This window comes from Flavobacterium sp. MMS24-S5, from assembly GCF_050320125.1.
Classification (GTDB): Bacteria; Bacteroidota; Bacteroidia; order Flavobacteriales; family Flavobacteriaceae; genus Flavobacterium; species Flavobacterium tyrosinilyticum.
Genome location: NZ_CP190016.1, coordinates 4,581,597 through 4,595,519, shown reverse-complemented (window position 1 = coordinate 4,595,519; position 13,923 = coordinate 4,581,597). Strand labels below are relative to the sequence as shown.

Here is a 13,923-nt window from a genome sequence, read left to right as displayed (position 1 = left end):
TATACTTTTAGAAAATAATGAAACTATTTCTTAACTATATATTATTCCTTCGTCTGTATGTTCAATTGCGAATAGCTCTTTTACATCTACCATTGGGTTTATTTGCTTTAGAACTTCAGATTTAGCATTCTTCAAATTCTGTCTGTTCAATTCTGCTTTTTGCCCGTGTTTATCCACTTCTATACAGTCAGCTCCACCAATAGGACAAGTTCCTTTACTGTCTTCCAATAAAATTTTTCCTTTGTTAGATAATGTAACTTTTTCGTAAAAACCACTCCATTTAGTAATTACTGCTTGACATGGCAAGTAATCTCCACTTCCGTTAGGTTGCATTTTACATTTTCCAAAAGTATTTTTCTCTAGTGTCTGACCAATTTCTTTATCGGTTGCTATGAGTTTGCTTTCAGCACCTTTATCATTAGCATAATGTTTACTGTGCGTTTTAACCTTAAGCGTATCTAACTTAGGCTCTACGCTAAACTTGCATTTTAAAGTTGCTCCTTGTACTACTACATGTTTTTCACTCATAACTTTACTTCATTTAATGTCAAAACAATCCTTGATATTCCTTGAATTTTAAACTATTATCTTCCTTATTATTCTAAAAGCTTAATCTCAATAGTATTTTTTTTATGCTCATTTGATAAAATATTGCATTCTACATTCATTCTCTCAATTGTATACGTTTCCGAATTCAAGAAGTAAATAGCGCTATAATTCACTTTTGAAGGACTATACCCATATAAAATCCCTAAGCCTGAATCCATATAAGCGCCTTTTTGATCTACTTTAATAAAACCATCATCATCTAAAAGAGGAGTGATTTTTTGCATAACTTCAAAAATAGCTTCTACTTCTTCCTCTAAAGGGAAAGAAACTTCATCTTTAAATGAATAATCAGCTGTATAACCAACATAAATTCCATTAAAAAATGTCCTGAAAAAATAATCTGAACGAAGCGATCTTAATAAAGTATCTGAATTTGTTAAGGTTTTTTCCGTATAATCAATATAAGCTTCCGTTAATTCGCCTTCGTAATAATTCAGAATTTCATTTTTTAAATTTTCCCACCGACTTTCAATTTCATCATAATTATAAATATCAACCCATTTACCAAATTTGTCTACCACAATTTTTAGAGGATAAAGCATTTCTGCTGTTTTTCCACCAAGTTTCTCAATCAAAGAACTAGGAGGCAAACCATTGATATGAACAGTTTTACTTCGTCCAATTTCAAAAAGATGGTATCTATTTTTATCTGTAGCAAGCCATTTTACATTTATTGCCATTTCTGTGACATCTACCTGGTCTCCAACCTCAAATGTATATTTTACCTTATATCTTCCATTTAATCTTTCTGCTAAAAAGGGTAGCCCATAATCACTTCCCAAACTTATTTTTTGTCCCTTTTTCTCTTCTTTTTCTTTTCTTTCTTCAATATATTTTTCCGGAGCCAGAATCAAAAACTCAGAATAGCTTTTAAAATCAGCTTCTATTAAATCTGGAATCTCACAATACATATTATGATACCACCTAAGCTCATCGGCCTCAACGCCAAGATCTCTAGCTACGCTTGCAAGTGTATCTCCTTTTTTGATCTTATAAGTACGGAACTTACCGTATGGGGATTCTTCAGGTTTGTCTTCGTAATACATATTTTCTCAGCAACATTAAACTTCAACCTCTTTTTCTTTATTTTCCATCTTAGGTTCAAACATAAAGTCTTTACCTTTTCCTTCTTTTTTTGTTTGAGTAATTTCTTTCACTCTTTGTCTTTTACAAATAATGACTGAATTTTCAGTGATGCCGTTCATCCCTAAAGTATATTTTGCATCTACATATTTCGCTGTCTGATACCATTTAGGCTGTAAAAAGAAAACCCAATTGTAATTTTCTCCATTATGCTTTAAATCAATTTTACTTTCTGCATTATGCTCATTATATCCTGAAACGGTATGATAAAATAGAGCCCCAAAATCAATTCTAACCGAACCTTTTGATCTAATTGAGGTATATTTTGTATCGCTTTCTTTTTTCTGAATCAATAATGTTATCAGTAATAAATCCTTCATTTGAACGTTTTCTATCTCAGGAAAAGGATTTTTTCTTTCTGGTATTCTCCAAGTAACATACTCTTTTGGAGGTATCTGCATCATATAATTAAATACCACATAAACTCCTGTTGGAACGATAAATACCAAGAAATGAGAGCACATTAAAAAAGTCAAGGCAATGCCGTTTAATGCCGTGTAGATAATGACAAATAATACGCTTGAGTAAAGTGTTATTAGTAAAGAAAACAACAATTCTATACCAACAGATCCTTTTTTATTGAACTCGTCAAAGTACCATCTATACAGGTAAACATTAAGGATTCCGAACAAAAGCGATGCTATTTGATAAAATCGAAATTCGTCTGATAACTCTGTGAATAATTTGTTATACCCCAAAAAACCAACAAGGGCATATATCAATACAAATGAGAAAACATAGATGTAAAATTTTCTTTTATACTGTACTGCAAATTCTTTTATTTTATCGCTGAATACCATCGTAAGTATAAAACTCACTGCTATAATTGCTACTAAAAATACAATAAGCCTAATATCAATAAGGGCTAATAAATGCTTTTTTACCATTACTAAATTCGTGTTGTGTACCCTAACACAGGTTCTTTACTAAAATTAAACTCTTCGGTTTCTTCATTTATCAATAAAACTGTTTTTACTTCTACTTCCATCGGAAAGAAATGTTCGCAAAAACAATCTATAAATATTTTTATCTCGCCGTTTTTAAGATAATGCTGATACGGTTTATTCGCTATCGGACCTATTTTTATGGTTAAATTCATCGAATAATCCATGTAATTTTTCCCGGTAATAAAATCAACTCCTAATCGATTTTCACCTAACTTAATCTGCTCTCCTTCTTCACTATATTCTTTCGAAGTAGTCGTTGTATAAGTTACTTTTTCTTCAATAATACTAGACAAACAATGACAAGCCAAGTCTATATCTCCCACTATTTTATACGCATAAGGTAAAAGCTGAATAAACTTTGAAACTAAAATTTCTGGATAAATGTGCGACAATCCCCAAAAATCATAGAAAAATTCCAATGGCTTACTTCCGTTGAGCTGATACAAAAAATTTCTTTCAACACTTTCAATTTTAGTTCGATAATGAAAAATCTCATTTTCAAAAGGAGTAAAAAAAACACGAGCTTCTGCTTCTTGCTTTTTCTGGTGTTTATGCTCCTTAATCATTTGTTTTACAGACTTATCCGAATTGTTTTCAGTCAAACTATGAACAAAACCCTCTGGTAATGCATCATACATACTATCTCGCGACAGCCTAATATTAAGATACTCCTGTTTGTCATAATTATCATCCTGAATTCCTGCTCCTAGAATATCACTTCTGTATGCTCGTGAAAACTGTCCATGGTTCGAAATCGTGATTTCGTCTTGTGCCACGGCTTTATTTTCAAGAAGTTCATTAGCAACAACTTCCGCCCTTATATCATAGGAAATACTCTCTATTTCGTATGCAAGCTCTTCAAGACTTTTTTTACTTTTTCTTTCCATCTTCGTTGATTCGTCCTGCGCCTATATATCGTAACTGAAAGTATTCATCATTGAAATTATATATTGCCAAACCTTTGTCTGTACAAGCCAGAATTCGGTCATTATGCAGATACAAGCCAACATCAGATATTGGATGATCTTTATCGTATCTAAAGAAAACTAGATCGCCTTCGGCAAGAAAACTTCTACCTGTAAAAATCTGGATTGATTTAGATTTCCACATCCCTGCAGGATCTTTAGGAAGAGTAACCTTGTAAACATCACTGTATAGAGACTGTAGAAAATAAGAACAATCAATTCCTTTTTTAGAAAAACTTTTTTCTTTATACGGCGTGTTCAACCAAGGATTTATGTACGAGTATAATTTGTAATTGGTTATTTTATTTGGCATTACAGCCAGAATAATAGAATATTTCTCTTTGAGAGCCAATACTTCATCGCTTAAATTCTCGGAGTTATCATTTACGACTGTTTTATTCTTCAAACCTGTTTCGGTCATTTGAGACTGTTTTTTTAATAGCTCCAAAGAATAATCATATTTGAAGGGAATTTGGGAAATATATTTTTGAGCATGGCATTCTGTAAATAAATGCATCATAAGAATCATTATAACAATCTGCCTCATAAAAAATAATATTAATACGCTCTTTTTAGATAATTAAAAATTAATTGACTTCCCAAAACGGGTCTTTTTTAAAATTTTAGCAACATTAAAAAATAATTTTCTCGCTCATTTTTCCTTTTTCAACCTTGAGAAAATTCTCATTTTTGGACGTAACTCGTTTATTATGAATTTATTTACATTTTGCAACGAGGTGGTTACAAACCTAACAAAATATTTTGTAAGAATACAAATCTTTTTTGTAAAATTTATAGTATAAAATATAAGTTTTTTAAAATAATAAAAACTACATTTGCTTCCGTTTTTTGTTAAAATTATCTTACATAGTAAAATATTCCAAAATTTAAAAATGAATCAAAAAAATATCGATATTAGGATTGTATTTTTTTTTACCATCCTGTTATTAGCTGGAATCATTGCCTTTATAGTTCAATTTTTTAATCATGTCGATTGTGAAGACGCAAAATTTTATATCTTTTCAGACCAATCGCAATCAGAAGAATCTATAGAATTTTATGATAAAACTCCTAATGCAAAATCATGGGTTTGGGACTTTGGAGACGGATCAGAAAAAGATGTCAGAAAGCATACTTTTCACATTTACAAAAACCCAGGAAAATACTATGTAACACTAACCATAAACGGTGGTTGCACACATACAAGAGAGCTGATTATAAAAGATAAATTTGCTGCCGATAAAATAGGCACGCCAAAGATTATTGCACCTAGAACTATCACCGTTGGACAGCCTGCTTATTTTAAGTCAATTTCTGAAGATGCCAAGACTTGGGAATGGGCATTTGGTGAAAATAAAGGCATAGATGAAACTTCTTCAAACCCAGTCTACAACTTCATCACTCCCGGCGAAAAAACAATTACGCTGGTCATAAATGGCGATTTTAGTCGTGTCGCTAAAAAAATAATCTATGTGCATCCAAGAGTTATAAAAAAGACCAATCCGTTGGATGTTAGTTCGTATGAATTTGAGAAAAAAGCAGAAGCTTTTGCACTTCCTCGCGGTCCTGTAAAAAAAGATCCTTTAGAAGAAATGTTGCAGTACGTACCTGTTGCTCCTAAAGCAAAAACAGTAAAAGACAGTACTGCTACAGCCAAAAAAGCACCTAAAATGTCTGAAGATCAGTTTGAGATTTTATTTAAAAAAGTGGCAGAAGGCAGTAAAGTAAAAGATGATTTTGCCGAATTTTTATGTGACGATCTTGATATTCCAGTTGTAAAAAACGACGCAGATTTATTGACTTTTGCGCAATTATGCGCCTCTGTTAAAGGAAAGAAAATTAAAATCGAATCAATACGCTTAAACAAAGACAAACAAACTAACTGCATTAAAGGACTAAATATCAGCTACAAAGTAAAAAAGTATTTGATATGGTCTAAAGATTAAATTGGATATGGAAGAAGAAAAAAACATTTTCAGTACAGAGCTGTTAAGCGCATTAGAAATTGCTAAAAAGATTGCTAAAACCAATTCAAACAAATATTACTCGGCTGCTCATTTGCTAAAAGCCATTTTAAATAGAGATTTATCACTTTTAAAACGACTTGAAGCTATGGGTAAAGATGTGTATTATCTTGATGAATGGGCTGAAGTAAGAATTGAAGAGGAACCTAAAACTACTAATGTTTTTGATGCTGAACCACACGATTTCATTGACGAAATTATAAAGGAAGCCGAATCTGTTCGAATAGCATTAAATGAGGATGAAATTAGCCTTTATGCTGTTGTAATTGCCATCAGTTCGCCTGGTGTAGCTTTCAATTTTGACCAGATGAAATCTTATCCTATTTCTAGAAATGAATTATTGGAGGATCAGATTGTTATTCCTCAAAATAATAACGCGGTCAAACAAGAAGTCAAAAAAGGCTTTTTGGGCAAATACAGCATTCATAAAAATCTTGAAAAGAACAAGAAAAGAATACCTGCAATAGGCCGTGAGGCCGAATTAAATACTATTAAAGAAATTTTATGCCGTTTCTCTAAACCCAATGTATTGCTAATTGGTGATCGTGGCATTGGAAAAACCATTTTAATTGATGCTTTGGTCGAAAATGTCATTAATAATAAAATTCCAGATGTATTAGACAAAGTGCAGTTATTCGAACTGGATTTATCTTCTTTAATTGCCGGCGCTTCGTACAAAGGAGAAATTGAAGACCGTTTAAAAAACTGTATTCAGGAGTTAAAACAATATCCAAAAGCAATTTTAATTATAGAAGAAATACATACTCTTTTAGATAAAAATGGTGGAGATTCAGGAGTTTCTAATGTCTTAAAAGGTGAATTGGCAAAAGGTTTAAACATTATTGCAACCTCGACGATTGATGAATTTACAAAAAGAATCGAAAAAGAGCAAGGGCTTTCAGGCATGTTTGAAATTGTGAAACTGGAAGAATCGGATGATGAAACCTTGTTTCGAATGATTCGTGAATCAATAAAAACATATCAGGAACATCATAAAATACAAATTGATGACGAAACGATTTCTGAATCTATTCGATTATCTAAAAGGTATTTAAAAGAAAAAAGTCTACCAGAATCAGCTATAAATCTGATTGACCATACAATGTCTGTTCTAAAAACTTCTGGTGAAACTTTTTTAAAAGAAAAAGCTGCGCTTGTTAGCAAACTGGAAGCTCTTAAACAAAATGAAAAGGGCTTATCTGAAGAACAATTAATTAAAGAATGTAATTGGTTTTTAACCGATTTAGCAAACAAAACTGCTTTTTTAATGCTTGCTGATGAGGAGAATAATTCTAAAACATTTGAATCTTCTGATGCTATCATCACTCATATTGAAAACCTTTTGCAAATAATCGAAAAGAGAGCTTTAGACAAACGTGTTCATATTGAGGCTTTTGATTTATCTCTTATAATTGCACAAAAAACCGGAATTCCGGCAGGCAAGCTAAACGAAGAAGAAAAAAATAAACTTAACACAATTGAAGAGGTTTTAAGCAAAAGAGTGATCGGGCAAGATCATTGCATTGCCACGGTTGCAGGTTCTATCTTAGAATCAAGATCAGGCTTAAGTAAAGCAGGTCAGCCCATTGCATCTTTTTTCTTCTTAGGCTCAACAGGAACTGGAAAAACAGAATTAGCCAAAAGTTTAGCTGAATTTCTTTTTCAAGATGAAAATGCAATTATCAGATTTGACATGTCTGAATTTAAAGAAGAACATTCTGCAGCTCTTCTATACGGTGCGCCTCCAGGATATGTGGGTTATGAAGAAGGTGGTTTGCTAGTCAACAAAATTAGACAGAAGCCCTACTCTATTGTTTTATTTGATGAAATTGAAAAAGCGCATCCATCTGTTTTTGATGTCTTCCTGCAAGTTATGGACGAAGGTAAACTCCATGATCGTTTAGGAAAAGAAGGTGATTTTTCGAATGCTATTATACTTTTTACATCGAATATCGGAGCAGATCACATTGTAGAAACCTTTAACAGCGGCGAAATTCCAAGTTCGACTTCTTTAATGGAAATTATGGCAAATTATTTCAGACCAGAGTTTTTAGGAAGATTAACTGAAATTATTCCTTTTGCCCCACTTAGTAAAGAAAATGCACTTAAAATATTTGAAATACATCTTAAAAAAGAATTTACGGACTTATTGAAAAACATCAATGTCGAAGTTGAAATTCCGATTGAGACTAAAACTTATCTCGCCGAAAACGGATTTAATGCCAAATATGGAGCAAGACCAATTAAAAGCATTATTAGAAGCCACTTGAGAAGGCCTTTGGCAAAGAAGCTAATTTCTGGAGAAGTCAAAGATGGCGATATCGTTACGGTAATTATTGAGAATAACGAAGTGAAATGGATTAAAGAAGAAATTGTTCCCGTTGAAAATTAATAGAAGAATCTATCTATAAAAAAAACGCTAAGAATTAATTCTTAGCGTTTTCATTTTTTATTCTAAAACCAAGCCTATCTGGCCATCGTCATCTAATTCTGTTTCGACTGGATCGTCTTCTGAAATCTCTGGTCTTTCAGGAACTTCTTCAACCGGTTCTTCATAAGGAAGCGGATCTAATAAGTTTACTTGTTTTAGTTTATCTGTTGTCAACTGATTTCCTAATGCTTTGAAACCTTTTACGGCTATAAAGTCTTCCACATCAATATGTAAATCATCTTTTTGAACCCCTTTTACTTTGGCAAAAACCAATTGTGCAACCGGACGATAATCTGTAGAAACAATCTCTAACTGCGAATTCGGGTGATCGGTAATAAAGCTTTCTTCCTTACCTTCGTTTTCTACAAGGAAACGTTTCAAGAAATAACGTTCTTTTTCTCCATCATAATAAATTGCAGAAATTGGTTTTTTAGGTTTCCATTTTTCCAAAACGATCATATCTTCATCAAAATGAGTCGATAATTCAGGAATAATAACCTTCAATTTACCCGATTGACTAATTACCAATATTTTATCACTTGGTTTAAATTCGCCTAATAATTCTCCTCTTGCATCAACATTTAAACGTTTTACCGTATCATCAAACCAAACTTTTCTTGGCAGTAAAGTCGAAATTCCTTTTTCTTTTAATTCAATTTTCTTAATTGGATATTTGGTAACCAAGTTTCCTTTAGAACCACGTCCTTTAATCGCTAAATTAGCAAAATCTATATCGAATTTCAATTTCTTAATCGTTCCTACCTGACGAAGCAAAATAGTCACAACCTCAGCTTCTCCATTTGGATTATGTGAAAAATAAACGACCTGAGAACCGTTTGTTCCATTAGTTAAATCGTAAGCTTTATCACGTGTTACACCTGTAACATTAAAACGTTTTATATAAGAAGGTCCCGATTTACCATCACGGTACATCATATTATAAATGGTGCGTTTATCGTTTTTATCAAAAACTGCGGCGTGTATAATATCTTTTCCTATAAATGTTTTGGCATCTACTTTTGTGATCATCAATGTTCCGTCTCTTAAAAACACGATAACATCATCAATATCAGAACAATCACCCACGTATTCGTCTTTCTTTAAACTCGTTCCTACGAAACCTTCTTCGCGATTTACGTAAAGTTTTGTGTTTCTTAAAACCACTTTCGTAGCTTCCACATTATCAAAAACACGAAGTTCTGTTTGGCGTTCACGACCTTTTCCGTATTTTTCTTTTAATTTCGTAAAATAAGCAATGGCAAAATCTGTTAAATGTTCCAGATTATGCTCTACTTCTTTCATCTCATCTTCTAACTTAGCGATTAAATCATCCGCTTTATCAGAGTCGAAACGCGTAATACGAATCATTGGGATTTGAGTTAATCTTTGTAAATCGTCGTCATTGATTTCTCTAACGAATGATTTTTTGAAAGGCTCAAAACGATCGTATAAATATTTATAAAGTGATTCTCTATCGCCATATAATTTGAAGTCAATATACATTTCTTCACGAATGAAGATTTTCTCCAAAGTAGAAAAGTGCCACTTATTTTTTAATTCTTCTAACTGAATTTCTAATTCCTGACGAAGCAAATCGACTGTTCTTTCTGTTGAAATTTTCAACATTTGAGAAACACCGATAAACAACGGTTTATTATCTTCAATAACACACCCTAAAGGCGCTACAGATGTTTCACAAGCGGTAAAGGCAAATAAAGCATCAATAGTTTTATCTGGAGAAACGCCTGGAAAAAGGTGGATTAAAATCTCAACATCAGCAGCCGTATTGTCTTCGATTTTCTTGATTTTGATTTTACCTTTTTCATTGGCTTTCAAAATACTATCAATTAAACTCGATGTATTGGTTGAAAACGGAATCTGTGTAATCACCAATGTATTTTTGTCTAATTGCGAAATTTTAGCACGCACACGCACACGTCCACCACGCATTCCGTCGTTGTAATTAGAAACGTCGGCAATACCCTGCGTCATAAAATCAGGATAAAGCGTAAATGGTTTTCCTTTTAAAATCTTGATCGAAGCGTCGATTAACTCATTGAAGTTATGAGGTAAAACCTTAGTCGAAAGTCCAACCGCAATACCTTCTGCTCCCTGCGCTAAAAGCAATGGGAATTTTACTGGAAGATTGTTTGGTTCTGCACGACGACCGTCATACGAAACTCCCCAATCTGTAATTTTAGGAGAATATAAAACCTCTAAAGCAAATTTAGATAAACGTGCCTCAATATAACGCGAAGCTGCTGCTCCATCGCCCGTTAAAATATTTCCCCAGTTTCCTTGACAGTCAATTAATAAATCTTTCTGACCAATTTGCACCATTGCATCACCAATACTTGCATCTCCGTGTGGGTGATACTGCATGGTGTGACCAACAACATTGGCAACTTTATTATAACGACCATCATCTAACTCTTTTAAAGAGTGCATAATACGACGCTGAACAGGTTTGAATCCGTCCTCGATAGCAGGAACTGCACGTTCCAAAATTACATACGAAGCGTAATCCAAGAACCAGTCTTTGTACATTCCGGTTACTTTGGTAATAACGTCTTCGCCTTCTTCTTCCTGATTTTCGTAAAAATGCTGTCCTTCAAAATGCTTAGCATCTACGTCAATAATATCATCGTCATCTCCATCCTGATTGTCATCCATCAGGTTCTCATCTTGATTATTCTCGTCGTCGTTTGGAATTATGTTATCGTCTTCTTCGTCTTTCATTTAATTATATTCTAATTATAATTCTATTTGTTTTCGAGTAGTTCTTTTAAAGCTTCAACACTTGGTAAAACGGTCTTATATTTACTGGCAAATATTTGCTCATTGTTTTCTGGCAATGTATATTTTACTACAGCTTCACTTTTGGTCTGACAAAGTACAATTCCGATAGTTTTATTTTCATCTTCCAATCGCATTTCTCTATCGTAATAATTGACATACATTTGCATCTGACCTAAATCCTGATGTTTTAGTTCGCCTATTTTTAAATCTATAAGAACAAAACATCGCAGTATTCTATTGTAAAAAACTAAATCAATTCTAAAATGTTTATCATCAAAAGTAATTCTTTCCTGTCTTGCAACAAAAGTAAAACCATGACCTAACTCTAATAAGAAATGTTCCAGTTTACTAATGATTTCTTCTTCTAACTGCGATTCTGAATATTGATGTAATTCTGGTAATCCTAAAAATTCAAGAATATAAGGGTCTTTAATAATATCTTTCGGTTTCTCGATAATCTGTCCTTGCTCTGAAAGCTTTAAAATTCCTTCTTTATCTCTGCTTAAAGCCAATCGTGTATAAAGTGCCGTGTCATATTGACGTTTTAACTCCCGAACACTCCAATTATGTTTTTCAGATTCTATTTTATAAAAGCGTCTTTCTTTTTCATCTTCAATTCGCATTAAAAAGACATAATGGGTAAATGTCAATTTAAAAAATGAAGCCAAAGTTTGATAATCTACTTTATTAAATTCCGCAGACACTGACTGCGTTTTTTCAGATTTGAATTCCGCAGTCAGTGACTGCGTTTTTTGAATTTTCAAAATCCTAGTCAGTGACTCGGATTTTGAAAAAATAATATAGAATTGTCTAATTTGCTCTAAATTCCTAATAGAAAAGCCTTTACCAAACTCTTTTGTTAGCTGTTCGGATAAACCTTTTAGAAGCTGCTTTCCATATTCAGCCCTATCTTTTCCATTTTGTTCTTCTTCAACAATTATTCTTCCTATTTCAAAATAGGTAATTGTCATTGTTGAATTTACAGTACGCAAAACCTGTTGTCGGGCATTTTGCAATAACTCGGCAACTTGCTGATAAATAACTTTGTTTTGAAGACCGTCTGACACTATTTATTATTCTAAAAATTCTTAAACCTCCTCCAATTCATCAATCTCAACCTTCAGATTTTTGATAATAAACTCTTGTCTGTCTGGTGTGTTTTTCCCCATGTAGAAAGACAATAACTGCTCAATAGAAGTGTGTTTATCCATCATAACCGGATCAAGGCGAATGGTGTCTCCAATAAAGTTTTTGAACTCATCTGGCGAAATCTCTCCCAAACCTTTAAATCGGGTGATTTCTGGTTTTGGTTTCAGTTTTTCGATAGCGTCTTTTCTTTCTTCCTCAGAATAACAATAAATTGTTTCTTTTTTATTACGAACCCTAAAAAGCGGTGTTTGCAAAATATACAAATGCCCTTCTTTGATTAATTCTGGAAAAAATTGTAAAAAGAACGTAATTAAAAGCAAACGAATGTGCATTCCGTCGACATCGGCATCGGTAGCGATTACGATATTGTTGTAACGTAATTTTTCTAGTCCGTCTTCGATATCAAGCGCCGCTTGCAATAAATTGAATTCTTCGTTTTCATACACAATCTTTTTCGTCATTCCGTATGAATTCAAAGGCTTACCACGCAAACTGAAAACCGCTTGTGTATTCACGTCACGCGACTTTGTAATCGATCCAGAAGCCGAATCTCCCTCGGTAATGAAAAGTGTACTTTCTAAGTTTCTTGGGTTTTTGGTATCTGGAAGATGCGCACGACAATCTCTTAATTTTTTATTGTGAAGATTGGCTTTTTTAGCACGATCTGTCGCCAGTTTTCTAATTCCAGATAATTCTTTACGCTCACGTTCTGCCTGCAGAATTTTACGCAATAAAGCTTCGGCAGTTGTTGGATTTTTATGAAGGTAATTATCCAATTTCGTTTTGATGAAATCGTTAACGAAAGTACGAACAGAAACTGCTGGAGTTCCGTCATCAGAACCCATATCGGTAGAACCTAATTTTGTTTTGGTCTGAGACTCAAAAACTGGTTCCATCACTTTAATACTAATCGCACTTACAATAGATTTACGAACATCTGATGCTTCGAAATTCTTATTGTAAAACTCACGAATTGTTTTTACTACAGCTTCACGGTAAGCCGCTAAGTGCGTCCCTCCTTGTGTTGTGTTCTGACCGTTTACAAAAGAGTGATATTCTTCGCTGTATTGCGTTTTACTGTGTGTAAGTGCAACCTCGATATCGTGCTCTTTTAAATGAATAATTGGGTATTCTAAATCGTCTTCATTGATCGTTTCTTCTAATAAATCACGAAGTCCGTTCTCTGAATAGTATTTTTCTCCGTTGAAAATAATAGTCAAACCATTGTTCAAATAACAATAGTTTTTGACCATTTTGATTACATATTCTAAACGAAATTTATAGTTTTTGAAAATCGTTTCGTCTGGCGTAAAAATTACTTTTGTTCCTTTACGTTTTGTTGTATCGATAACGTCTTCTTCTAGAACCAAATTTCCAGCAGAGAATTCAGCCGCTTTTTGTTTGTCATCACGAACCGATTCTACACGGAAATAATTAGACAAAGCGTTTACTGCCTTTGTTCCGACACCATTCAAACCAACTGATTTTTGGAAAGCTTTAGAATCGTACTTTCCACCAGTATTCATTTTCGAAACTACATCGACTACTTTACCCAATGGAATTCCACGTCCGTAATCACGAACAGAAACTGTTTTGTCTTTAATACTTACCTCGATAGTTTTTCCGGCACCCATAACGAACTCATCGATACAGTTGTCTAAAACCTCTTTTAAAAGAATATAAATACCATCATCTGGTGATGATCCGTCCCCTAATTTCCCGATGTACATACCCGGACGCATACGAATATGTTCCTTCCAATCGAGTGAACGAATATTATCTTCGTTGTATTGATTTTGCTCTAGCATAAATGAATTTAGGATTTTTGGCTAATGTACCATTTATCGGTAAAAAAT

The 13,923-nt window shown here is 33.3% G+C and carries 10 protein-coding genes; 2 read left to right on the top strand and 8 right to left on the bottom strand.

The window, feature by feature from the left end:
- Positions 1-30: 30 nt before the first annotated feature.
- From ACPWTF_RS21085 to ACPWTF_RS21065, 5 genes are all read right to left on the bottom strand, one after another.
- Positions 31-528 carry a DUF4280 domain-containing protein gene (locus ACPWTF_RS21085; RefSeq protein WP_427872880.1) on the bottom strand — a complete coding sequence of 166 codons (498 nt, stop codon included), beginning with the start codon at positions 526-528 and terminating at the stop codon, positions 31-33.
- A gap of 68 nt (positions 529-596) precedes the next feature.
- Positions 597-1,655, bottom strand: coding sequence for a LysM peptidoglycan-binding domain-containing protein (locus ACPWTF_RS21080; RefSeq protein ID WP_427872879.1), 1,059 nt, complete (start codon positions 1,653-1,655; stop codon positions 597-599).
- A gap of 15 nt (positions 1,656-1,670) precedes the next feature.
- Positions 1,671-2,639, bottom strand: coding sequence for a TssN family type VI secretion system protein (locus ACPWTF_RS21075; protein WP_427872878.1), 969 nt, complete (start codon positions 2,637-2,639; stop codon positions 1,671-1,673).
- 2 nt (positions 2,640-2,641) lie between these two features.
- The gene (locus tag ACPWTF_RS21070) at positions 2,642-3,586 is read right to left on the bottom strand and encodes a type VI secretion system baseplate subunit TssG (protein ID WP_427872876.1); all 945 of its coding nucleotides are present in this window, start codon (positions 3,584-3,586) and stop codon (positions 2,642-2,644) included.
- Positions 3,570-4,211, bottom strand: coding sequence for a C40 family peptidase (locus tag ACPWTF_RS21065; protein ID WP_427872874.1), 642 nt, complete (start codon positions 4,209-4,211; stop codon positions 3,570-3,572). Before ACPWTF_RS21065 ends, ACPWTF_RS21070 begins: the two co-directional genes overlap by 17 nt.
- A gap of 346 nt (positions 4,212-4,557) precedes the next feature.
- Between ACPWTF_RS21065 and ACPWTF_RS21060 the strand changes: the two genes are divergently transcribed.
- Together ACPWTF_RS21060 and ACPWTF_RS21055 are read left to right on the top strand one after the other, a co-directional pair.
- On the top strand, positions 4,558-5,610 hold the full coding sequence (locus tag ACPWTF_RS21060; RefSeq protein ID WP_427872873.1) for a PKD domain-containing protein: 1,053 nt from the start codon (positions 4,558-4,560) through the stop codon (positions 5,608-5,610).
- A gap of 7 nt (positions 5,611-5,617) precedes the next feature.
- Positions 5,618-8,080, top strand: a complete 2,463-nt coding sequence (locus tag ACPWTF_RS21055; protein ID WP_427872871.1) for an AAA family ATPase — start codon at positions 5,618-5,620, stop codon at positions 8,078-8,080.
- Positions 8,081-8,137: 57 nt separating this feature from the next.
- On the opposite strand, the gene ACPWTF_RS21050 is transcribed toward ACPWTF_RS21055, so the two are convergent.
- Genes ACPWTF_RS21050 through ACPWTF_RS21040 form a run of 3 tightly spaced genes read right to left on the bottom strand, consistent with a single transcriptional unit; the run spans position 8,138 to position 13,875 of the window.
- Positions 8,138-10,858 (bottom strand): DNA gyrase/topoisomerase IV subunit A, encoded by a 2,721-nt coding sequence (locus tag ACPWTF_RS21050; protein ID WP_427872870.1) that lies wholly within the window; start codon positions 10,856-10,858, stop codon positions 8,138-8,140.
- Between the two features lie 23 nt (positions 10,859-10,881).
- The gene (locus ACPWTF_RS21045; protein WP_427872869.1) at positions 10,882-11,985 is read right to left on the bottom strand and encodes a PDDEXK nuclease domain-containing protein; all 1,104 of its coding nucleotides are present in this window, start codon (positions 11,983-11,985) and stop codon (positions 10,882-10,884) included.
- Between the two features lie 21 nt (positions 11,986-12,006).
- The gene (locus tag ACPWTF_RS21040) at positions 12,007-13,875 is read right to left on the bottom strand and encodes a DNA topoisomerase IV subunit B (protein WP_095931725.1); all 1,869 of its coding nucleotides are present in this window, start codon (positions 13,873-13,875) and stop codon (positions 12,007-12,009) included.
- Positions 13,876-13,923 lie beyond the last annotated feature (48 nt).

Coding starts and splice junctions, on each gene's coding strand:
- ACPWTF_RS21085 (WP_427872880.1), bottom strand. CDS start 528: ATGAGTGAAAAACATGTAGTAGTACAAGGAGCAACTTTAAAATGCAAG.
- ACPWTF_RS21080 (WP_427872879.1), bottom strand. CDS start 1,655: ATGTATTACGAAGACAAACCTGAAGAATCCCCATACGGTAAGTTCCGT.
- ACPWTF_RS21075 (WP_427872878.1), bottom strand. CDS start 2,639: ATGGTAAAAAAGCATTTATTAGCCCTTATTGATATTAGGCTTATTGTA.
- ACPWTF_RS21070 (WP_427872876.1), bottom strand. CDS start 3,586: ATGGAAAGAAAAAGTAAAAAAAGTCTTGAAGAGCTTGCATACGAAATA.
- ACPWTF_RS21065 (WP_427872874.1), bottom strand. CDS start 4,211: ATGAGGCAGATTGTTATAATGATTCTTATGATGCATTTATTTACAGAA.
- ACPWTF_RS21060 (WP_427872873.1), top strand. CDS start 4,558: ATGAATCAAAAAAATATCGATATTAGGATTGTATTTTTTTTTACCATC.
- ACPWTF_RS21055 (WP_427872871.1), top strand. CDS start 5,618: ATGGAAGAAGAAAAAAACATTTTCAGTACAGAGCTGTTAAGCGCATTA.
- ACPWTF_RS21050 (WP_427872870.1), bottom strand. CDS start 10,858: ATGAAAGACGAAGAAGACGATAACATAATTCCAAACGACGACGAGAAT.
- ACPWTF_RS21040 (WP_095931725.1), bottom strand. CDS start 13,875: ATGCTAGAGCAAAATCAATACAACGAAGATAATATTCGTTCACTCGAT.